General features: G+C 41.7%; 19 protein-coding genes. 10 read left to right on the top strand and 9 right to left on the bottom strand.

The window, feature by feature from the left end; genetic code table 11:
• Nucleotides 1-498 precede the first annotated feature (498 nt).
• Nucleotides 499-858 carry a hypothetical protein gene (locus ACE04G_RS00825; protein ID WP_221824409.1) on the top strand — a complete coding sequence of 120 codons (360 nt, stop codon included), beginning with the start codon at nucleotides 499-501 and terminating at the stop codon, nucleotides 856-858.
• 32 nt (nucleotides 859-890) lie between these two features.
• A complete protein-coding gene (locus ACE04G_RS00820; RefSeq protein WP_449003485.1) occupies nucleotides 891-2243 on the top strand; it encodes an exosporium glycoprotein BclB-related protein in 1353 nt (450 codons plus the stop codon).
• 180 nt (nucleotides 2244-2423) lie between these two features.
• Here ACE04G_RS00820 and ACE04G_RS00815 read toward each other — a convergent pair whose 3' ends face one another.
• Entirely contained in the window at nucleotides 2424-4385 is a 1962-nt protein-coding gene (locus tag ACE04G_RS00815; protein WP_486094111.1) for an AraC family transcriptional regulator, read from the bottom strand.
• Nucleotides 4386-4598: 213 nt separating this feature from the next.
• On the opposite strand from ACE04G_RS00815, the gene ACE04G_RS00810 reads away from it, so the two are divergent.
• Nucleotides 4599-5528 carry a DUF5050 domain-containing protein gene (locus tag ACE04G_RS00810; RefSeq protein ID WP_449003487.1) on the top strand — a complete coding sequence of 310 codons (930 nt, stop codon included), beginning with the start codon at nucleotides 4599-4601 and terminating at the stop codon, nucleotides 5526-5528.
• Nucleotides 5529-5755: 227 nt separating this feature from the next.
• On the opposite strand, the gene ACE04G_RS00805 is transcribed toward ACE04G_RS00810, so the two are convergent.
• Nucleotides 5756-6109 carry a DoxX family protein gene (locus ACE04G_RS00805; RefSeq protein WP_449003488.1) on the bottom strand — a complete coding sequence of 118 codons (354 nt, stop codon included), beginning with the start codon at nucleotides 6107-6109 and terminating at the stop codon, nucleotides 5756-5758.
• Between the two features lie 140 nt (nucleotides 6110-6249).
• On the opposite strand from ACE04G_RS00805, the gene ACE04G_RS00800 reads away from it, so the two are divergent.
• Together ACE04G_RS00800 and ACE04G_RS00795 are read left to right on the top strand one after the other, a co-directional pair.
• Nucleotides 6250-6636 (top strand): winged helix-turn-helix transcriptional regulator, encoded by a 387-nt coding sequence (locus ACE04G_RS00800; RefSeq protein WP_449003489.1) that lies wholly within the window; start codon nucleotides 6250-6252, stop codon nucleotides 6634-6636.
• A 21-nt stretch (nucleotides 6637-6657) separates the two neighbouring features.
• Nucleotides 6658-7695 (top strand): NAD(P)/FAD-dependent oxidoreductase, encoded by a 1038-nt coding sequence (locus ACE04G_RS00795; protein ID WP_449003490.1) that lies wholly within the window; start codon nucleotides 6658-6660, stop codon nucleotides 7693-7695.
• A gap of 157 nt (nucleotides 7696-7852) precedes the next feature.
• Here ACE04G_RS00795 and ACE04G_RS00790 read toward each other — a convergent pair whose 3' ends face one another.
• The 3 genes from ACE04G_RS00790 to ACE04G_RS00780 all read right to left on the bottom strand — a co-directional run bounded on the left by ACE04G_RS00790 (nucleotide 7853) and on the right by ACE04G_RS00780 (nucleotide 10751).
• The gene (locus ACE04G_RS00790; protein WP_449003491.1) at nucleotides 7853-8647 is read right to left on the bottom strand and encodes an ankyrin repeat domain-containing protein; all 795 of its coding nucleotides are present in this window, start codon (nucleotides 8645-8647) and stop codon (nucleotides 7853-7855) included.
• A 32-nt stretch (nucleotides 8648-8679) separates the two neighbouring features.
• On the bottom strand, nucleotides 8680-9648 hold the full coding sequence (locus ACE04G_RS00785) for a phosphotransferase (RefSeq protein WP_449003492.1): 969 nt from the start codon (nucleotides 9646-9648) through the stop codon (nucleotides 8680-8682).
• Between the two features lie 329 nt (nucleotides 9649-9977).
• Nucleotides 9978-10751, bottom strand: a complete 774-nt coding sequence (locus ACE04G_RS00780; protein ID WP_449003493.1) for an SDR family NAD(P)-dependent oxidoreductase — start codon at nucleotides 10749-10751, stop codon at nucleotides 9978-9980.
• A 126-nt stretch (nucleotides 10752-10877) separates the two neighbouring features.
• On the opposite strand from ACE04G_RS00780, the gene ACE04G_RS00775 reads away from it, so the two are divergent.
• From ACE04G_RS00775 to ACE04G_RS00760, 4 genes are all read left to right on the top strand, one after another.
• A complete protein-coding gene (locus ACE04G_RS00775) occupies nucleotides 10878-11711 on the top strand; it encodes a helix-turn-helix transcriptional regulator (RefSeq protein ID WP_449003494.1) in 834 nt (277 codons plus the stop codon).
• A gap of 607 nt (nucleotides 11712-12318) precedes the next feature.
• Complete coding sequence (locus ACE04G_RS00770; RefSeq protein WP_449003495.1) at nucleotides 12319-12906, top strand: imm11 family protein; 588 nt, start codon at nucleotides 12319-12321, stop codon at nucleotides 12904-12906.
• A gap of 456 nt (nucleotides 12907-13362) precedes the next feature.
• A complete protein-coding gene (locus ACE04G_RS00765; protein ID WP_449003496.1) occupies nucleotides 13363-14922 on the top strand; it encodes an acetamidase/formamidase family protein in 1560 nt (519 codons plus the stop codon).
• A gap of 133 nt (nucleotides 14923-15055) precedes the next feature.
• Nucleotides 15056-15328, top strand: a complete 273-nt coding sequence (locus tag ACE04G_RS00760) for a hypothetical protein (RefSeq protein WP_449003497.1) — start codon at nucleotides 15056-15058, stop codon at nucleotides 15326-15328.
• Between the two features lie 103 nt (nucleotides 15329-15431).
• On the opposite strand, the gene ACE04G_RS00755 is transcribed toward ACE04G_RS00760, so the two are convergent.
• From ACE04G_RS00755 to ACE04G_RS00740, 4 genes are all read right to left on the bottom strand, one after another.
• Nucleotides 15432-16430 carry a TIR domain-containing protein gene (locus tag ACE04G_RS00755; protein WP_449003498.1) on the bottom strand — a complete coding sequence of 333 codons (999 nt, stop codon included), beginning with the start codon at nucleotides 16428-16430 and terminating at the stop codon, nucleotides 15432-15434.
• 20 nt (nucleotides 16431-16450) lie between these two features.
• The gene (locus tag ACE04G_RS00750) at nucleotides 16451-19642 is read right to left on the bottom strand and encodes a sacsin N-terminal ATP-binding-like domain-containing protein (protein ID WP_449003499.1); all 3192 of its coding nucleotides are present in this window, start codon (nucleotides 19640-19642) and stop codon (nucleotides 16451-16453) included.
• A gap of 678 nt (nucleotides 19643-20320) precedes the next feature.
• A complete protein-coding gene (locus tag ACE04G_RS00745) occupies nucleotides 20321-21154 on the bottom strand; it encodes a sulfurtransferase (protein WP_449003500.1) in 834 nt (277 codons plus the stop codon).
• A 63-nt stretch (nucleotides 21155-21217) separates the two neighbouring features.
• Nucleotides 21218-22162, bottom strand: a complete 945-nt coding sequence (locus ACE04G_RS00740) for a DMT family transporter (RefSeq protein WP_449003501.1) — start codon at nucleotides 22160-22162, stop codon at nucleotides 21218-21220.
• A 227-nt stretch (nucleotides 22163-22389) separates the two neighbouring features.
• Between ACE04G_RS00740 and ACE04G_RS00735 the strand changes: the two genes are divergently transcribed.
• Nucleotides 22390-23292, top strand: a complete 903-nt coding sequence (locus tag ACE04G_RS00735; RefSeq protein WP_449003502.1) for a polysaccharide deacetylase family protein — start codon at nucleotides 22390-22392, stop codon at nucleotides 23290-23292.
• Nucleotides 23293-23327: the final 35 nt, after the last annotated feature.

The following is a 23327-nucleotide window of genomic DNA, read 5'->3' as shown; positions in this document are numbered from 1 at the left end:
TATTTTCTTTTAAATGTTTATTAACTTGACGATATCATATCACAATTTTAAGATAATACAATCTTTTTCTATTTTTAGTAGAGGATGAAGAAGACCATTATTATTCTATGTGTTTAACATTGGGCTTGATGGTAAAATACTATCTCGTATTCTATAAAACTTAGATACTAGAAAAAGATGTCTTAAGCTGCGACCGTTTCCCTGGAATCTACCGGGGGAACGGTCATTTCGTTTTTTTTCTGGAAACGATCCTGGTTATATAACAAAATCTACTTTTACTTGCTGGCAACTTTAACATTGCATAATTTCTTCTCTTTGTTGTACATATCCCAGTTTTTGTATAGCTAAAGCCCTGAGCGTAAAAGGTTCTTAAGTGATAATGGTGATTGCCCCCTGTGTTTTGTCCACACCGTTGGTTGAGTGTTTGAATATTACTATCTAGTGAGCTTATGCCAAATACTGCTAGAGTCAGAGGTTCATAAAAGGTGGGATGGGAAAATGGCTATTTTGTCAACTGGGCCGATTGAAAACAATCCGGTTTCCGGGGTTAGACCGACCCAACAGGTAACGATTAGATTGGTAAGTCGGGCTGAGGTGGATTCTGTAACAGTGTCCATTCAGGGTTATGTGTTAAGCACAACAAGAACGCTGTATGTGAGTGAAGTAATCAATATTGCCCCTAATGAAGCAGTGACCAGAAATTATTTTGCAGATTTAGATGCTTTTGAGTTTGTTTTTGGAACAGATGTGGAAGGTGTAGAGGAAGTAGGGATTTCAGTGTGGGGCAAACAAGCCTCTGGACAATTGGTTGATGCACATCGTGTTGTAGAGCACGAAAAATCGGTCAAGAACAGCTAAAAGATAAATCTACTCAAAAAGGAGATGTAGCGATGAGCTTTTTATCAACAGGGCCGATTGAAAATAATGCTGTTAGCGGTGTAAGACCGACTCAGACAGTTACTGTCAGAATTGATAACCGCAGTGATGTGAGTAACTCAACCGTACAAATACAAGGGTATTACATGGAAAGTGGAATAAGAATACTGTATGTCAGTGAGTCTTTTGACATCGTACCCAATCAAGTAATAACCAACAACTATTATGCTAATTTTGATGCCTTCGAGTTTACTTTTTCAACACCAGCGGTGGTTAATGATCCTGTTCAAGTATCCGTCTGGGGTAAGAGCAGCACGGGCACTTTGGTAACAGCCCATCGTTTGGTTTCTTCCGAATTGCTGGGTGAAATCCCAAGCATCACGGGAGTCACAGGTGCAACGGGAGCAACGGGAGCAACAGGCACGGCAGGTACAACCGGAGTAACCGGAGCGACAGGCGCATCAGGTACAACGGGTGTAACGGGAGCAACAGGCACAGCAGGTGCAACGGGAGCGACAGGCACGGCAGGTACAACTGGAGTAACGGGAGCGACAGGCGCATCAGGTACAACCGGAGTAACCGGAGCGACAGGCACGGCAGGTACAACTGGAGTAACTGGAGCGACAGGTACAGCAGGTACAACGGGAGTAACCGGAGCAACAGGCACAGCAGGGACAACGGGAGTAACCGGAGCGACAGGCGCATCAGGAACAACCGGAGTAACGGGAGCGACAGGCACGGCAGGTACAACCGGAGTAACGGGAGCAACAGGCACGGCAGGTACAACTGGAGTAACCGGAGCAACAGGAACAGCAGGTACAACCGGGGCTACGGGTGCGACAGGTTCCGGAACAATTATTCCTTATGCATCAGGACTTCCGGTTGCGTTGACTACAGTTTTGGGTGGACTTTTGAATACTTCCAGTTTAGTTGGTTTTGGCAACAGTGCTACCGGAGTAAGTGTTAACGGAGGAATTATTGATCTCACAGGGGCTGCAGGCACATTGCTTAACTTTGCTTTCTCGGCATCGCGTGCAGGAACGATTACTTCACTGGCCGCTTATTTCAGCACGACAGCAGGACTTAGTCTGGTTGGATCTACAGTAACCATAACTGCACAATTATTCCGTTCCACTACACCTAATAACTCCTTTACGGCTGTACCGGGTGCATTGGTAACCTTAGCTCCTCCACTGACCGGCGTTTTGGCACTGGGCACAATATCCAGCGGAGTGACTACAGGACTGAGTATTCCGGTATCTGCTGGTGACCGCCTGCTTATGGTGTTCTCAGCATCAGTAACAGCCGGAATTGATGTGGCTACATCCATAGCCGGATATGCAAGCGGCGGCCTTACCATCACTTAACGGAAAATGGGCTATATAACAAGTTTAAAGACAGGGACCCTTGCCAACATGGTGAGAGGTCCCTATTTATGTGTGTGCTTTTGTTTTCAAACTCTCTTCAAATGAAAGGTAAGAACTATACAAAAACATAAAAGGGCGAGGATTGCTCCTCGCCTCGTACATACCGTGGTCTACTCAATTTCACTCTGTTTTAGTTAGGCTGTCTACGACAAATTTAAGCTGTGCTTCCAACGAAATTGGGTCACTAAACACGAAGCCACGGCTTTCCTCGCGATAAACGTGATTATTCTGGACAGCAGTGAGGTTATCCCAGATAGGACCTTCAAAAACGGAATCCCCACTCTCATCCCCTGTCCATCCACTAATAAAGATATAATCTCCTGCATATTGTGGTAACAATTCAAGTGATAACTTGGCCCAACCTTTGCCGCTGTCGATGGCTTCCTTCTGAATGATCGGCGGTGCCTTCAGGCCAAACTCGCCATAAATAATATCTCCACCTCTACCAAAGCTCCCGTAGGCATAAAATTCTTTGGCACTTCCCGTATCAAAAATCGAAACCGTGCGATTACCTACTGCTTGCTCCACGAGTGGTTTATATTCAGCGATTTTAGCGTCCCACTCTGCGATCCAGGCCTTCGCTTGCTCTTCTCTACCAGTCATCTTGCCAAAATCTATCAATTGCTGCCGCAGAGGTACTCCATATTCAACAGCGACGGTCGGTGCAATTTTGGACAGCTTTTCGATCGTTTCAGGGTCATTCCAAACGACAATTAAATCCGGCTGCAACTCCATGATTTTCTCGTAGGGTACATCGTTACCGATGTTGACAACGTCATCGAGCTTTCCTTCTGTATAACTGTTAAAGGACTCGTCACCAGTTCCAACAGGCTTAAGGCCAAGAGCTAGCAAATGACCAGTAAAGGCTCCTGCAACCATTACGACCCTTTGAGGTTTTTTGGGGATTTGTACTTCACCGTTAACCGCAGAATAGGTTACCATCTCCGAGCTTCCGTTTGTGGTGTTACTGATATTACTCTCTGCACCTACAGTTGGACTTTGCGTACTGCCAGTGCTTCCATTCGTGTTTGCTGGCCTGGAACATGCGCTAACCAATAGAGTTAGGCACAACAGTAGGGTAATTCCTACAGGTAGTTTGCTTCTATACATCCGTAAATCTCCTTTTTCGCTATGTTGATAATGATTATCATCTCTGATATCAATATAACGACGGAGTTTACGCGGAGCAATGGATGATCGAAGCCTAAGGATAGGACGATAAGAACCTCTCGTCACTTGTCCGGACTCATCCTTGAATTGCTTTGGTGTGACTCCAGTATGTTTTTTGAACATTCTTATAAAATAGGATACATCAGCATATCCGACGCTTGCAGCGACTTCTTGCAGAGATAACTCGGTCTTTTGCAGCAGCGTTACTGCTTTGTTCATCCTAATACCGATTAAGTAATCGATTAGACTTGCGCCAGTTTCGCGTCGAAAGTACTTGGAAAGATAAGGGACGCTGTAATGGAATGTATGAGCGAGGGTTTCCCGCGTCAGAGGCTGGGCGTAGTGCTCCTGCATATAGCGAATAAGCTGAGAAGCAAGGTTAGGCCTAACAATGCTTACCTGCTGTTGATCCATTTGTCTGAGCAATTCATATACAAATTGATAGAATAGTGTTTTGGTATGGAGTCGCTCCAAGCGTCCGGGTTTATTCCACTCGCCCAGCATTCGCTCAGTGATTTCGTAGAGGATGGCAGGATGATATGGAATAAAACCGTACTGGAGGTGGAATGGCAATGGTTGATCCGGTTGTTGAAGTGTATGCTGCTTGCCAGTTAACGGTAAGGAGGCTTTGTAGAAAATAAGGTAATAATGAAAGGATTCGTCCGTTGGGATGATGTCCAGACGGGTGTTTTTGCCCCCATGAAGCATATAAAATGGTTTGGTAGCATGCTCATTTCCGTCTAAGATCACGGTTGCATTGCCATTCGTTACGTACAAAAAGGCGCTGGCAGGGAACAGGTAAGGACGTACGCACTCGTCGGCCTGTATGACAATATGTCGTACATCCATGATTTTGAGCGATGCACAATTCCAGATGAGTATGTGTTCTTGTACATTCAAGGTTGCTTTCAATAAAGAGTTGTCTTCCTTCCATGAGCTGTTGAAGCCAGCCTTTTATGTGGTGAGGTTATTATATAATAATATTAGTGGCTACTTGCAAAAAAACTGAAATACAGCCGCTGCAATGCGATATACATATTCCGAAGTCTAAATGAATTGTGTTGCAGGTAAAAAACGATCTATAATAACAGATGTATAAAAATACATATTTTAGGGAGAGCCAAGATGGGAAAAAGATTGTTAATAGCACTATTAAGTATGATCATGTTATTTGGAGTGGTACCTGCATATGGTGCAGGAACTTCTGGAAATTCTTTAATATGGGAGGGTTATAACGACAACGGAAGAATGGTGGGTATTAATTTTACTACGTTTACAGGCGAAAAAAGCACAACGAAATCTATTTATAATAAGCAAGCTTCACAGCAAAAAATTATTGGGAATTGGATTTATTTTTTAGTAGAGGACGAAGAAGATCATTATTCTATCGCTAAGATTAAAACAGATGGTTCGGCATTCGCTTACGTATCCCAAGATGATAATTTTGCAAGTTTTGATGTTGCTGGAGATACGATTTACTTTGTGAAAAGTGAATACAACGGTAATTTGTACGATGATTTGTCTTATGGCTCAATGAAGACAGATGGTACGAAGAAACAGATTATTTTGCCTGTATCTCCTTTTTATAATTTTGAGATTAATAAAGAGTATGTATACTATACGGAGCGGCATACAGATTTGTTTTATCGTATGAAAAAAGATGGTACCGCAACTAAATCATTATCCTCAAAAGGTGTGTCAGTATACAAATTTTATGGTAATGTGTTGTTTTTTTCTGAGATGATAGATGGAGGCTATAGTTCCAGAGGTGTCTTTGCAGAGTTGGATGGAGCCAGAAAAAAGACATTTGCATCAGATGGTTATATTCATCCTTTAGCATACTTGAATAATAAGTTCTATTACCGAAAAAATACGATAGACAAAGTAGGCAATACTAAAAGTATTATTTATGTTTATAATCGCTATACAGGTAAGAAGAATAAATTTGCTTCTATAGATTATTATGACCGCTTCTTAGGACAAGTTGGAAACAGTCTTGCATTCCTAACCTTTCCAAAAGGAGATGTGTATAAAATTGGGCTTGATGGAAAGTGAATAATAAATCTGGTCATATTCGCCCGCCTTCCTGGCGGGCTTTTTGTCACTTTTCAATATGTTTTTCCGGTAGCACTGGATTCTCCTTATATTGATCTAGTCGCTCCAACTTTCGGAATACAACTTCATATTTGTGTGACCCGCTTCTTCCAGTGTGATCACATCCGTTAGGGCAAGTCGAGACGTCTGAGCCATAGCGGACCACGAAGGTTTACTTAGTGCGATGTTTATAGTCTTCCAAAGGCTATGATCAACGCAAGAACTATAAAAAAGATATTTACGCCAAGCTCCCGGTACTCTTTACGCCGAATATGAAACAGCATTCCAAGCAGTGTGACAACAGCCAAAGCGATTGCGGCGATCGGCGTAAGCACTGGAGTGATGTTCAGTGCCCAAGGCAAAACAAGGCCCAGCGCTCCGAGTAGCTCTGCGATACCAATCAGAACAACTAGACTTCTCGGCACATCATTGACCAAGGCCCAGGTCTTTTTTGACGACTCGATAAGAATGGTTTTCATCCATCCTGAATATACGAAACCTAGCGCCAATATGATTTGTACGATCCATAACGTTACATTCATCTTTTCTGATCCCCTCACTTGCTCGATATTAATATCTGCCTCTATACTAAAGTGAGAAGGCCCAATCTGGAAGTAGGCACTTAAACCTAACCAGGTAACCAAAAGTATACCCGGGTATGGTCAGAAAGTGAGGAATAAGAATGACGGTATATTGCAAATTCGGAACGGCCTTGGATATCCTCACGGGTAAATGGAAATCTCTGATTCTTCTACGCCTGTTGAGCAACGGTACAATGCGGTTTAGCGAATTACAAAAAGCCATTCCAGATATTTCGAAAAAGATGCTGACCCAGCAGTTAAAAGAACTGGAGTATCACGATATTGTGCATCGGGAAGTGTATCCTCAAATTCCGCCTAAGGTCGAATACTCGATTACGGAGTACGGACAGCTCATGAAACCTGTGCTCCAAACAATGAGCGACTGGGGAGCCGGCCATATGCAGCATATGGAGAAGCTGTACAGCGAAGAAGACGGAAAAGGAGCACACCCATCCGAACCTCGGAAAATCGATTCCTTGGGGGGATAGGGTGACAAGGGAGAGTTAGTTTTGAATAAACAAAAAATTGTGATCATTGGTGCAGGGATTGTTGGGGCGTGTATGGCCTATCATCTAGCCAAACGAAATCAAGATGTAACTGTTATTGAACGGCACTCAGCCGCGGCGCGTGAAGTCACGGAAAAGTCATTTGCCTGGATACATACGACGCATAGAGTGGGTCCTGAATACTGGCATTTGTACGATGCGGCTGTGGAAGAATATCACACACTTCAGCAAGAGTTGTCCGAACTGAACATTCATTGGCATGGTGCGCTAACTTGGGACACCCCGCCTCTAAGGGAGCAACACTTTCAAAAATTAAACCGGGAGCAGCTTGAGGCATTGGAGCCCAATCTGAAGGAATATCCGGATGAAGCCATGTTTGTCAGCAAAGAAGGTGCGGTGGACCCTATAGCGGTAACGGAGCTGTTGTTGAGCAAAGCGCAAGAGTACGGAGCAAAGATTCAGTTCGATACCAACGTTACACAGCTGGAGCAAGAGGGTTCCCGTCTGGTTGGTGTTCATACGTCCAAGGGTTTTGTGGAGTCGGATGTTGTGGTACTGGCCGCAGGAACAGGTACACCCGAACTTTGTAACCCGTTAGGTTGTCACGTGCCGGTAACTTCGTCACCTTCGATTCTGATTCGGATGAAAACTGCTAATAAACTGATACACACATTAATCTCCAATGCGCAATTTGAAGCGCGTCAACTGACAGATTATACGCTGCTGGCTGCGGAAGATTATATCGACGAGTCGGATGAAAACGGACCACAGGCGGTCGGTAAGCGAGCTTACGACACATTGCGTCGCAGTCTCAAGCACGGTAATCAACTGGAACTGGAGAGCATAAAAGTTGGATGGAGACCCATGCCTGAAGACGGTTATCCGATTGTGGGCTTCCATGATCACATGAATGGACTTTATCTGACGGTAATGCATTCTGCAATTACGCTGGCGCCGCTGATTGCGCATCTGGCTGCAAGTGAAATTATTGATGGCAAATCAAGAAATGAATTAGACCCTTGTCGCCTCTCACGGTTTTAGAATCACTCCAGAACAAAAAGGACATCGCTCAAGTGGCGATGTCCTTTTCGTTGTGTATAATTGTTGGAGTCTTCTACACTTCCCCAGTAGCCACCGGATTCTCCTCATACTATATTCGCAGTTGCTGGCGATTGGCAATTCCATGCTAGCCTTTCATCTACTTGTGAATCTCGCTAGCGGATTTGGCACCTTGACTCTCAAGCCACGGGATCAGTTCAGCTGAAAAATTGCGTTTTGCTGTGTCCAGTGGAGTCGTTCCATCCCAGGTGGCTATCCAGTTCAGTTCGGCATCTTGGTCAAGCAGGTATTCGGCTGTTTCTCTTTGATCTCCATGGCAAGCACACCAGAAGGCAACGGTTACTGCATCGGGAGGAGAAGGGGAGGTGTTTGTTCCCCAAGGATAACGTTCCGGGAGTTTGACTCCTTTAAAATGTTCTAGTATGGCGTGAATATCTCCAAGGGCAGCCGCATGCCAAAGAGCAAAGATCGCGCCGCGTTCAACCAAGCGCTGTGCTGCATCCCATTGTGCAAAAGCAATAGCATCGTCCAGCGGCGTGCCACCGGCGATCACCGCGCCAGTCGCTTCAATGTCTGCGCCAGCATCAAGAAGGGCATCGAGCACTTGGACATCATTGGAGCTTGCAGCCCAATGCAAAGGTGTTTCAATATGTGGATCGACAAAAGGAGCGTTCACTTCCGCACCGAACTTGGTCAATACTCGCACGGTATCCGCTCCATTAGGGAAGTGCCCCGGCCAATCCGTCACCACGTGCAGCAGTGTTCGATAGATACTAGAATCTGAATCTACGTTGTCAGGCTTTCTTTTCAATATTCTTATCTTTGCCAATCCCGGATTCTCTGCCAGCAGTTGCTCTAACGTTGGAATATCTCCAGTGTGAATGGCTTGAATAACGATCACTGCAAGTTTTTCATCTTCGTGAATAAATTCCATGCTCAAATCTCCTTCCGGGGTTGTATCCATATTCATGAAAGCATCTGAACTGCACATCTGGCATGATACTCCGCGAGACCCTTAGCGAATTGCTGATCGGGGAATTGTCTGTGAAGCAGTTTCAATCCTCCTGATATCAAGGACAAATGATGGCAAAATCGATAAAATGTCATCCGCTCCGGGTCGAGATCGTTATTTTTTAAGTAGTGATAAAAATCTCCAAATCGAAACTCCAGAAAGCTATGCTCATGTTCGAGATCGAAGAATCCTGCGCCATCAATATCTATAAGGCATGGTTGCATAGCATGATCTATCCAGATATGATCCGGACCTAACTCTCCATGAATAAAACTATAGAGATCTCTCGGTTGAATGGCTGCTTCCAATTCGTAAAGTTTCTCAAGCAACCTTTCGTCATTTTTCCGTATATCTGTCATGTGCTTGGATGCATAGGATAAGGCTGTTTCGGCATCCAACCGCTGAACTTGGTAGCAAGGCCCAGCCTTTTTACTGTTATCGTTGGCGTTTCCATAAACGTTTCTTTGGATTCCATGCATATTAGACAACATATCCCTGATCCGTTGAAACAACTGATCCCGATCTTTGTGATTTTTATGCTGGAAATACGCTTCGGCTTTCTGTCCATCCACATACTCAACAAGAGCAAAATCATAAGAGTTCCGGTCTCTATCGTTATTCAGATCATACAAAGTTGGCGTTCGAATTCCATGTTGAGCGAGAAAGCGAGTATTCAAAGAGAAAAGTTCACTGCCATAGGAACTGTGGAAAGTGGGTTCATTCAAGATCTCTTCCTGAAAATAGTTGCTGGAAATATCCCAAACGTACAACATGCAAGTGAAACCATTCTTGCAGTCAATTTTGTAAATGACTTTTTGTGCACCGCCATGTATTCTTGTGCACTGCGTTATGAAGTAACTGGCACCAAATACATTGTGCACATAATCCTGTAATTCCTCACGAGTAAGATGGTTGTTGGACATTATTGACGTATGCTCCGTTTCAACTGTTATTTTGCCGGCCAGCAACCTAAATATATAGAATATCTTCCCAAAAATATAGACTGTTTCTTTTCGATCTGTTAGAGTGTTGATTAAGGTCTGTATATTCATATGTACATCAAAGCAAGGGGCTAGGTACTCACGTTAGTGAGTGACTGGCCCCTATTTTGCATGCAAGTTGACTCTCTGTTGACATCAATTAAGACACGGATATTATGTTGCAAGGTATCTTTTTCCGTGTACACCTAGTCAGATCTGAGTTATGGATTATACCGTATAAGCCTTTTACACTTCGACCGTAGCAACGAATTCTATACACTAAGTCCACCGTCTACAGGCAAAACTACTCCGGTAACGAAAGATGAAAAATCACTAAGCAACCAAGCGGCTGCATTAGCAATCTCTATAGGTTCAGCCGGACGTCGAAGAGGTGTCTTAGCACTAATTTGTTCAATAATGTTGGGGTTAATAGAAACCCACTGCTGAATCATATCCGTCATTGTGGTTCCCGGAGCAATTGCATTGACACGGATACCCGCTGGCCCATATTCGACCGCAGCCGTTTGAGTCAGACTGTTTACCGCTCGTTTAGATGCCCCGTACGCTCCCAATCCCGGATTCCCTTTCAGGCTACCCACGCTGCTGGTGTTAACAATGGAACCTGACCCTGAAGTCTCCATCATAGCTTTAATCTGGGCTTTCATGCACAGCCAGACGCCTTTATAATTTACTGACTGAATCAGGTCGAAGTCTTCTTCTCTTTCGTCCACCAGCGATGATAAAGTGACTCCGATGCCTGCGTTATTAAAAGCAGCATCAAGACGACCATATCGTTCCACTGTAGCCTTAACAGCTTCCTCAACATTGTTTGCATCTGACAGATCGGCTGTGAAATATGCAGCATCTCCGCCCGACGTCACAATTTCATCCCTGACTTTACGCAACTCAGATTCTGTTCTTGCGACGAGCATTACAGAAGCTCCTTGTTGTACAAACAGCTTTGCTGCCTCAGCTCCAATGCCTCGCCCCGCACCTGTAATCATTACTACCTTGCTCGCCAACATTTGTCCTGCAATGGTTGTCATATTCATTCTCCTTGCCTGGAATTGTTGATCTCATCAACTGGCTTAAGTATACTTTGACTATTAAATGGTCACGAGAACCTGCTTGATGGTGGGTTTGCGAGTGATAGGATAAGGGGGAGGTTTTACTTGAACGACAGTGAGCGCCGTTTAGCGCTAGGTAATTTCTTAAGAGATTTACGCTCCTCTCTTTCTCCCCTTGATGTCGGCCTTTTGCCTGGCAATCGTCGTCGCACACGAGGTTTGCGGCGAGAAGAAGTCGCTGGGATCGCCAACATAGGACTCTCATGGTATACGCGCCTTGAGCAAGGTCGTGATATCCGTCCATCGGTAGGTGTACTGGACAGCTTGGCTTCGGCGCTCAAGCTGACACCCAATGAGCGGAGGCATCTCTTTCTGCTTGCTGGAGAATCACTGCCTCCTCAATCGACTATTATTGAAGAGAAAATCAGCCCATCCATTCAGGACATGCTGAATGAATTGAATCCTAATCCGGCCTATGTAATCGGGAAAAAGTGGGATTTTCTCGCTTGGAATAAAGCGGCAGATGCTGTATTTACGATTAATAGGGTATCACCCCCGCATGATTATAATTTGATGTGGCGCCAATTTACGGATCCTGTGTGGAAAGAGGGATCGGAGGATTGGGAAAGTGTCTCACGGAGAATGATTGCCGAGTTTAGAACGTCAAGAGCACGCTATCTGAACGATGATTCTTTCGACAAGTTAATCGAAGATCTGAAGAGGACAAGTGCTGATTTTACAAGGATGTGGCAGTATCATGAAGTACCAAGCTCCCTTGACGGCTACAAGAGACTTTTGCACCCCACTTTTGGACTTATTGAATTTGAGCATGTCACCCTTCAATTTCCAAATGAACCAGATCAGCGAATCATGATTTATATGCCTCATGCAGCAACAAAATCCCGTTTAGAGCATTACTTCACCAGTAGTCATATGTAAAAAAAATGAAAGCAAAATGCCGCCGGAAGTTATTTCAGGCGGCATTTCTGTCAATCGCTTCTGCTGTGAAAGTTGGAGTTATAATAATAATTGGGCGAAGCGCAAATAGAAGAAAACGGGCTGGTATGAAAGACGTACGAATCCAAGCTGATCCTATTGTACATATTGCATACTGATTTCACTAGATTATATATGAGCAATGATTTTAAGGAGCTAGGAAGCCATCTTACATTTCAATGAACATCTGCTACTATGGAACAAGGCATCTATTAAAATAATGGATATTCGCCATATAACTATGCAAAGGCAGGAGGGACTTCACTCCTATCGATTCCCCCGCGTTTCAAGCGTTAACAAATCTAGCGCATCTTAAATGGTGGATTATGAAAGACTACAAGGTTTAACGAACCTCAGTAACGCTATTCATTAAAACAATATAACCCTAACGAAGGTCCGCATCGTTCGATGTGGGCCTCTATGCAGTCTATCAAAAATGAAAAAGTTCACCAAGATAGAGAAATCTAACTTGTCTTGGTGTTTTATTTATCTTTATTTGACCCGTATAATTGATTGAAAAGCACTTCATTCGGAAAGGAGACATTATTCTTTGAACTATTATTTTCTGGAATCTCAATATCCACGTAGAGGGTTTATTAGTGGCGGAACAGCCTTCACTCCCCAATTAGATATGAATTATTTGGCGATAGAGAATCCGTTGCCAGAGGGGACAACGGCAGAGGTTGAGTTACTGCCTACGGTGCGGAATTTGAATGTAGATTATTTTGAGACGATCACAGGAACGAGACACGTATCAGATCGTTTTAAAAAACTGTTGGAGGAAACGAAAACAAACACACAGTTTATTCCGACAACGGTGTGTTACCACAATGGTCGTTCGGTTGAAAAAACCTATTGGACTGCACATCAGCTTGATCGTTTGGATGTTTTCGATTATGAACGTTCGGAATATGGGCGCAAAGCGGTCATTGCTGCATCTGTACAACAGCCTCCACGTAAGATCGTCAAAGTTGTATCTCGAATCTGCCTTCATGAAGAGCGAATTGGCAAGCATGAATTTTTTATGCTGGATTATATAAATATCTTCAAACCCGTTGTTTCAAAAGATTTTTACGAAGTATGCCGAAAACATAAGCTGAATCTAAACGTTACAGAAGTCGGAAATGTAAGCAGCTAAATGCTACATGATTATAATGAAAGCGCAGAGAAGCCCGTGCAAAACGTGGGCTCTTTAGTTTTTATTTTCCCCCGTTGCCACCGGATTCCCCTCATAACTAATCCAGTCACTCCAGCTCCCGCAATACAACTTCACATTCGTATATCCCGTTTTTTCCAGCGCAATCACGTGCGGAGAGGTGACTATCCCTGAACCGGAGTGCAGTAGTATTCCTGAAATTAATTTCGTTTGTTCAAATCTCTGAAGGAGGATCCTCCAGTTTACCGAATGTATTTAAGTTTTACATGACTTGATTGTGTTAAGTATATTTACAAATTGTTTGTGAATGTAATGTTTTTATTGATATTTATCTCTTAAATGTTATGTTTATTAACAAATAATTATTGTTGTAAATATTTTTATATGTTAGTGTATATTTGTGTTAGAAAATATTACATAGTATAGAGGGGGAGCGTAATGTTTATTAACCGAACGATTAGGAAATTTGGGATTTCAGTAGGGATTATAAGTATGTTTACATTTGCTCTACCTTCAGTGGGCTTTAGTATGCCATTGCAACCAACAACCCTTGATAAGGTAGAAGGTGATTATTATGTAACGTCTGCGATTGAGAACATTCGCTGGGGATCACTGCCTAATCGAGACAGCTCTCCGATTCTTACTGTACCATCAGGAAGTGCTGTAACATTTGATACGGTATCGCATGAGGGAATGATAGAGGATCAAGGGAGAAATCCAGTGGAGTACTTCGGCAAATTCGGTATCTCACCCGATGGAGTGTTGGATGATGCGAAGGCAATTGCGGCTTCTGAGATTAAGCATGATTATGTAAAAGACGGACCTCATATTATCACTGGGCCAGTAGCGGTTGAGGGAGCGGAGCCAGGAGATGTTCTTAAAGTAGAAGTCCTTTCGTTGCAGACTCGAGTTCCGTATGGTGTCATTTCTAACCGCCATGGTAAAGGTGCCCTTCCTAACGAATTTCCAGAAAATACAGGCCCACAAGAGGGAGCTAGCGCAACAAAACCGGAATTATATAATAATGTATCTATATTTACGCCTATTGAAGAAATCAACGGCAATTGGTATGGGGTATTACCAACAAAAGCTGGCAAAAATGTACGTTTCCCAATTAACCCGTTTCTAGGTGTTATGGGAGTTGCACCAAATACCAGTGAAGTTGTGAGTTCTATCCCACCTATCGAAACAGGAGGGAATATGGATATTAATGAGTTGGGTGTTGGTGCAACTATTTATTATCCGATTCAAGTTAAAGGCGGGCTATTCTATACTGGTGATCCACACTTTGCTCAAGGAGATGGAGAAGTAGCGTTAACTGCATTGGAAGCCTCCTTAAGAGGGACAGTTCGGTTAACGGTGTTAAAGAAAGGTGATCCATCACTACCACACAGTGGAGAATTTACACAACCCTTTGCTGAAACAGAGGATTATTGGATTCCAATTGGACTGGACCCTGATTTGGATGAAGCCATGAAAGAATCAGTACGTGAATCGATTCAATTCTTATCTGATAAGCTTGATATGGATAGAAGTGTAGCTTATGCGTACCTATCGGCCGCAACGGATTATGAAGTATCTCAGGTCGTAGACCGAACTAAAGGGGTTCATGGACTCATTCGAAAGACCGACTTCCTTGAATATGTTGACGTTGCAATGAATGTAGGTGGTACGGTAATCAAACCGGTTGTTCATAACAATGAGTTCTACGTACCGATTCGAACAATTTCGGAGCTATTGGGCGGTACAGTAGTGTGGGATAATAAGACACGTACAACGCAAATCAAATTAGGTGTGAAAAATATAAGTGCTCAAATTGGTTCAGATGTGTATTCGATTAACGATAAACTAGTGTTCAACAGTAACGTACCAAAGCTTTTAAATGGCGAAACTGTAGTTCCGGTTTCTGTTATTAATGAAATACTAGGTGCTTATGTCAACTGGACGACGATCGACAAGACGTTAACAGCTAATGTATCGTTAAGTAAAAAGCAATAATAGATTTCATTATTCAACCGTGGTGGACGGATGTCCATCACGGTTTTTTCGGTTATCATGAATCCAAAAAAATGCCACTTGATGTCTACTTCTGTACGCTTGTAAATACTTACAGGGTGGTGTTGTTAACTCGATGTTGAATCCGAACATAGAAAAATACATCGCCGGGGCAGATAAGCCAACTGGCGATGCATTCAACATCGATACACTGCTATACTCCTCTGTCTGCTTCCGCATTACCTGTAGCCACCGGATTCCCCTCATAGCTAATCCAGTCGCTCCAGCTTCCGGTTATTGCAAGCAAATGGTTTCAAGCATGGCGGGTTATGGCGATTACAGATACATGATCGAGAGTAAGGAGTTTGCTTTCAATATTATTGCTTCATTATGTGCAAAGAATCAATAGAGATATACTCTTACTCAAAGTTACCGAAATCGCTCTTGCTTTAATTGTAATATTTCCATTGTTTCCACATAGATTATTATCAATCATGAGTTAACGTATCAACTTACCCATTTATAGCCCCGAATATATTATTTTCATTCCATGAAAGTAAAATAGATAATAAATCCGAGAACTCATTTTGATTGATTTCAGTGAAGTCTTTTCCTAAACTCTTTTTGAAAATTTCAATTAGTTCTGAAATATTTGTTGAAATAGTGTTTATCTGTTTGATTTCATCAACTAATCCTTGTTTAAGAGCTAAATCGCTTATTTCTGAATTCAGTTTATTTACTTTTCCTTTTTCGGTTTCCCAATATTTTAAATACTCGAAGCGATTTAGTGAATATACATCTGCTTTTACCTGTTTTGGTTTCTTATCTTTAGGATAAAAATTTTCATCTGTTTCAGATAAAATAATTGTCAACAGCTTATCATTAAACGCTCTATTTCGCATTAATTCCGAAATTTCATACATACATCCTCGAGATTTTAAATAGCTATCAGATATAATAGATACCATATAATCATGAGTAGAAACTGTCTGCATGAATTTATCAATATCACTTTTATATTCTAACGTTCTTTTATCTCTTGTAATAACCAATCTACCTTTTCCAAAAAAGTTTAGCTTTTCATCGACTAAATCGGCAATACAAGTATCATTATGTGAATACGATAGAAACACTTTTTTTATATGAAGCTCTGCAACGTTCTTATTATGGTCAAGTGTGTAAGGTGTTCCACTAAACACCACCACATTTTCACATTTGTCCACATTAATACATTTGAGCGCCGCAGTTTCGTGTGGCAAATCAAAAAATGTTAAATTAACGTTGTCACTAAGTTTCGCTTTTATCGAATCAATATCTACGTTAAATTTGTATCCTTTAACCCTTAGTTTTTTTCCATCATCTTGCACACCAAAAACAATTAAACCTCCACCACAATTTGAAAGCGCAGAGATTAATCTTCCGATAGTTTCATCAGGTGTAACAGGATAAACACAATAAATATTATCACGATTATTATTTGCTATTAAACTTAATACTTCATTTGGTGTCAAGACGGCAGCCCCACTTCCTATTATTTTGGATTAAGATTTTTAAGCGGAATGACTGATATTCCCGTGGTCTTAATAATGTCGCCTAATGTAATCATGCGTGTATTTCCATCATTATTGCTAGTCCAAAGTTCATAGTTGGTATCGTCCATTGCAGCAACTTCTTGCTCATAAAAGAAAATAATTTTATCGTCATCGCTCGGCCTTACAACAATGCGAATATCAGCACCATTTTTCTTTGCCCCAAAAACGGTTTTTGAATTGTATGTGTTTTTCCACTCTTCAAGCTTTTCAGACATTACATATTTTCCAGTTTCTTTCAAGTAGTAAAAAACCTTTTCTATAGCATTATTCATTATTTCTTCATAATATTTACGTGAATACTTATTGTTTTTTGAACTGTGCAAAAATTTCTTGGAAACTTCCTCTATGGAGAAACCACTTGGTAGTTCGCCTAATTGAGAATCAGTTATTTCTCCTTCTCCTAATAACACATTTAAAACTTGCAACAACTCTTCTTCAGTATTAATCCCGATTTCTGCAAGTTGTTCTCTTGAAATATTAATTGTTTCTGCTGATTGTACATTGCTTGTAGCTTGTTTTAATAGTTCTTCTAACTCTTGGAAACTTTTCACACTATGTCTAGATAGTAACTGTTCGTACTTCTCAGCCTTTTGCATGTTGTCAGAAATTATGTCGTCATTATAAAACCAATATAAATTGCTGTATAAGGTTTTAAAAGCATTTTTAATTTGTTTATTATCTGCTCTCTTTAAGTATGAAAAGAAATTTTGAAAAACCAATTTCTCTCGATCACTATCTTCACCAAGCTTATTCTTATGATTTTCAATATAATTTGTTATTGCATTTGCTAATGGGTAAAGATTTGTTGCTGTGTTTTCAGACAACGGAAAATCTATACTACTCATAAGCAGTTTTACTCTAATGTCTTCTCCTGTAAAAGAGTAAGCATCTTTCACCACTTCGTCAATCTCTCGTGTATCGAGCTGTAGTTCAGTGCTTTTTTTAAACACTCCATTTTGGTTTAGAAGAACGGAATACTTGTCTGCCAAATATATATAATCATTTTTTTCTAAAAACAACACCAATTGATTTATAAACGTAATCGCACTATCTTTGTCATCTGAAAAGTGTTCCGTAGAAAAAACATCCAACGTTTTACTTTTCTGTATATCAGCACATAACTTTACAACCCAATACTCCAGTGCCTGTTTAAAAATGGATTTCAAACACTTTTTAGCACCAACAGTCTCCCATGCGGTATTATTGTAAAACTTTTTGGCGATGTTCAAAAAGTCATCTTGTTTCGGTTTCTCATTTGTTTGTATGCATAGTATTCTTTGAAAGAAATGTTCACGATTTTCATGTTCGTTTTGTAAGCAACGTGTAGTTTCAGATAACAGTTCTTCATATCCATATGCTCTTAATTCAATATGATTTGAAATCTCTCTTGAAACCATTTTATGAAGCAATTTATCCTTAACATCTATATCTAATATTGATAAAACTTCCTTGTATACATTATCAATTTCCTTGTCAAGAAAAACTTTATTAAAGAAGCAGAACTTACCATTTTGATTGAGGAAGACTTCGGATTGTTCTATTGCTCTTTTACAGCTCTCATCTTCGTTTGTTAAAAGTAATGTGTAGAATTCATTCAACCAGACAAATACATCTTGTCCACTTAATTTATTTTCTAAAGAAGATATGTTTTCAGAACCTTGAATTACTTGCACTATGTTGTCGATACCTAAGTTTTTACATTCATCCCAAAGCGAACTGCACCACGCTTCTAACTCATCTTGTTTTGGGAGGAACTCTGGAAACAAAGCATTTGACAACGACCAAAGTTTAAGCATTTCTTCTCTGTTTTCTTGATATTTAGGAACTAAAACAACAGGATCATCCAATACCCCAAACAATGGTTTTTTATCGCCAGTATTTGTTGTAATTAAGTTTAAGTATTTTATTTCTACTTTTATAGGTTCAAGTATTTTATTATCGAACCATTCTGCATTCAGCCAAGTTTTATGAGGTTGCTCTTTTATTTTTACAATGTTATAAACACCTTTATAATTGTTTTCCACAAAAAAACTCAATGCAGTTTTATAAAGTTTGACAGCAGTTTCTAATGCCCCTTTATTGTCTTTAATAAATTGCTTTTCTTCGGCTCTGCTCTCCAATTCAATTCCATCACGTGGTTCTGTAGGTTCAAAATATGGATTGTTGACAACTACTGGAAAAGAAAAGTCACTTGTTCCAAGTAACGGGAAATCACAAAATAGTTTGGGTAAATTTTCATTTATTTTTTGAATATTAGCTTTTTCGCCAATATCTATCAGTTCAACCGCAATTGATAAGTTTGTTAACGCTTCATCTTTTAAAGCAAAAATATACCTTGGATTATTTCTTTTAGTATCACACACAGTAATAACCTTTGCATTTCTCAAATTAATATCAACATCATAACCACGAGAAAGCACCTGCTTATAATTGCCTTTCACAGTATTAGCTTGAATAGTAATTGATTCTATCTCTGGGACAAATGCAAAAACATATGCAATTGACGCAACAAGATTATTTAAACCTGCCTTTGCTGTCTTAATTCCAAGAACGTCTAACTCATATGTAAAACAAGTATTAAAATCACTTTCATTTATTTCTTTTGCAACTTTTACAGCATTTTTGTTAAGTTGCTCGCAGCTATCTTCAATTGACTTGATAATTTTTGTCTGATCATCGCTTGAACGGTCAATATCAATTCTAAATTGGTGTACAGGCTCATCTTCATCGCACAAATACCCAGTTACATTTACTTTTTTTGAAAGTAAATGAGTTGTTAGAAACCCCGTTCCAAACTTTCCTGTTATTTTCTTTGTTTTCCTATCAAGTTCATTTCGCTCTTTTGTAGAAACTTGTTCAATAAGAAAAACAATATTTTTTGTCAAGAATAACTTTCCATTATGCTTAAACTCTATAATTTTTCTGTCTTCATCAAAATTAACAAGAATATCAACTTTACCAGTGGAGTTAACTACATCTTTTGCATTCTGAATAAGCTCCCAAATCCAACGATAAGAAGTATCTTCATTATTACTATTTTCTAACTTTTTGAGCTGATCAATAATTTTGTTTGCAGCTTGTGTTGTTTGCGCCTGATTACGCAATTCATCAACTTTATCTTTAAAACTCATACAGCTAACCTCCTTTAATATAATCTGTTATTTAACGATTACGAAGAACCATAGTGCTATTTTAGGTCAGCAATCAGGTCTTTATTATTTGGAGAATATTCAATTGCAGGTTGTGTCTAGTGTCTATATCCTTTGTTGTAATATAATGGGGAATTTTAATTTTTAGGGGGCTACAGCTTTATCAGAAAATATCTTAATTTCTTCAAATTCTTTAAGTTTTCCTTCGTTTCCCATATCTTTTCTCCTGAAATTATAACCTACGTTATTCTAACTGGACAGTGAAAAGTTTTTATATCTTTAAGAAGCAAGCATTTCAGCGTCCAGTTAGGTCGTTTTTGCTTGAAACGAATAATTTCGGTTAGAGAAATCTGTAGATTTTGGTCAACCAGGCGAAAAATTGATTTACCAAAATCGGCCAGTCATCCACTCGAGAGAGGAGGGCTGACCGACCTTTTTGCGTAAGTATAGCGGTGAGGACGCACGCACGTGTGACCCTGTACGATACATGAGTATGCGTACAATTAAGAGCTCAGTGTGGGGTGAACTGAAAGTGTTTACAGAGATTGAGTGTTGGTTCCGTGTTGATTTCGGACATAAAAAATACATCGCCCAAGGCACTGAGCCTACATAGCGATGTATCCATCGATGAACCACTATTATACGTTTTTTTGTCTTTACTCAGTCCCCCGCAGCCACCGCATTCTCCTCATAACTAATCCAGTCGCTCCAGCTCCCGGAATACAGCTTCACATTCGTATATCCCGCTTCTTCCAGTGCAATCACGTTAGGGCAGGCAGAGACGCCGGAGCCGCAATACACGATAATGGCACGATCCTTGTCCAGCTTACTGAAACGCTCTTCTAACACCCCAGTATCTGTCCAACGTCCATCCCAATCTAACACATCTTTCCAAAAATAATTCACCGCACCCGGAATATGTCCAGCCTTGGTATCAATCGGTTCCTCCAGACCCGCATAACGGCGAGCATCACGGGAGTCGATTAACACGGAGCTGCCACTTGCCGAAGCCTGCTGAACATCCTGGGCACTTGCCAGCATGGCTGGCTGCACATTCACTTCAAACGAAGATGGGATCTGAACCGGCACATCCGTGGTCACCGGGAATTTGGCGTTTTTCCAAGCGGAGAAACCTTCGTCCATGATATACACCTGTTCATGACCGATATAGCGAAGCAGCCACCATAGCCGAGATGCATTCATCCCGCCTTGATCGTCAAAAGCAACAATACGACTATTGGAGCCGATGCCAGCTTTGGAGAGACGACTTGCGAGAAGAGCCGGATCAGGAAGCGGGTGACGCCCTCCGTGCGCAGACACAGGAGAAGACAGATCTTTTTCCAAATCGAGATAGACAGCTCCTGGAATATGTCCAGCTTCATAGGCTTGTCTTCCAGCCTCCGGTTGACCGAGCAAGAATCTGCAATCTGCAATAACTACATCCGGTTCATACATTCTGGCGAGCAGCCAGCGCATGGATACAATATTTTTCATGAAAATACACCGCCTTATGAGAGTGGTAGGTCGTTTATAACTATGCTTTACGAAAAAAAAACGTTATACCGTGGTAGGTTCAACAGGCCCTTTGCCAGCGATAGGAGCATCAGCAGGAATGGGTTGAGGTTTGGTTTTGCCATATCGAATGAATATCCATACCCCGAATATAATGACAACCCCGGCAGACATCTGTAATGCACTGAGGGATTCGCCGAGCAGCATCCAGGCCAGCAACGAAGAGAATACGGGTTCCCCAAGTACGCCCATGGATACCGTTGTGGCATTCATATATTGAAGCAGCCAGTTGAAGAGATAATGTCCAAAGATCGTTGGCACAATGGCGAGCAGCAGGAAGATTCCCCACTCTGACGCAGCGTAACCTCCGAACGGGTGGCCCATGATCAGATTATATACCGCCAGCGTGCAAGCAGCCACGAAGAACACCCAGAAGTTATACGAGAATGCACTAAGTCCCGCTCGCAAAAATTGACCCAGCAACATATGGACAGCGACTGCAATTGTGCCAAGTAAAGACAGGATATCACCTTGCAGAGCAGTACCTGCCAACTGGAAATCTCCTGCGCCAATGACGATTGATCCAAGCAGGGCGATGCCCATGCCGATGATCATCATGCGGTTAATTTTGGCTTTGAACAGCCATACCGAACCGGCAAGAATCAGTATAGGCTCCAGCGCGAGAATAACTGTGGAACTGGCAACACTGGTGAGCCGTAGCGAACCCATCCAGAGCAGAAAATGAAGGGCCAGCATCACACCGGATGCAAGCAGCAAGCCCCACTGCCGTATACGTAGACGCGTCATCTCATGTCTGTATTTCCAGACAAAAGGCAGCATTAGCAGATTGGTCAAAAATAGACGGTACATGGCAATGACCGCAACATCTGCGGTAGACCAGCGTACAAAGATCGAAGAAAAAGAAATGGCGATAATGCCGACAAAGAATAACAGATAGATGGATCTGCCGGCACGGTTCAAGCTTGTCATGGGTGTAGCTCCTTCTTGAAGTCTGATGGCGTAAATCACTTCATTATACAGGAGAAGGTAACCGTAGGAAAGATAAGAGAACGAAGAGATAAGTAGATTGTAACCGGGCTTGTAACTATTCTGTCATTCTCCCGATCCATTTTTCTATTAATCTTCTATATAGAGACATGAAACGAGATAATATACCAATAATCGGGAAAAAATGAAAGTAAGGAAGTGGCATGACAGTGAGAGTTCAACAAGAGAGAGCGGGAGAACGTGGCAGTATTCCGCCTAGCACAAGTCGCACGAAAACACATAAACGAAGAAAAATCCGGTATGGAAGGGTAAGCATAGCTCTAATGCTCCTGATACTGTTCGTTACCGGTATTACATATGTATTCCTTGGCATGACGCATTGGATCAAAAGCGTTGTGGCGCCGCCTCCGATTACTGTAATAGAACAGCCCGCCAAGCTTGGCATGATACAAGTTACTCCGGATGCGAAGGAGGAGCCGGCCCGGTTCCAGGGCCAGGTTCGCAAATTGGCATACATAACGTTTGATGATGGGCCAACTGAATATACGGAACAACTGCTGGATATTTTGAAGCAACATGAGGCAAAGGCTACCTTTTTCATGATCGGACGTCAGTTGAATCAGCATCCCGAAGCAGTGAAACGGCTGTTGAAGGAAGGCAGTTACCCTGGACTCCACAGCATGACGCATAACTATAAAAAGTTGTATAAGAGCGGCAGTTCTGCGAACTTTGTGAAAGAGTTCAAGAAAGAGCAGAAGATGGTGCAGGACCTGATTGGTTTTACGCCTCATCTGATTCGTGCACCTTATGGCAGCAGTCCACAGATCGGTGAAAAGTTCAGAGGTGACATTGCGGCGGCCGGATTCAAAATGTGGGACTGGACGACAGATTCACTCGATTGGAATCTTCCCGGTCAGCCTGACAAGATTGTGGCCCGGGTGAGCAAAAGTGTACATCGGGATAAGGAAGTGATTCTGATGCACGAGCGCGAGCAGACCGTTCAGGCTTTACCGCGTATTCTGAAGCTACTCGAGGATCGGGGTTACGAGTTCGAAGTATACGATCCGGATGCACACTGGGTAGCCAATTTTAGCGCAGATAGCCGTTTGTAATATAACAACAAGATGATGATGCAAGAGAGGAAGGA

This window comes from Paenibacillus sp. AGC31, from assembly GCF_057334655.1.
Note: the sequence above shows the minus strand (reverse complement) of the source record. Positions and strands in the feature narration are given on the sequence as shown.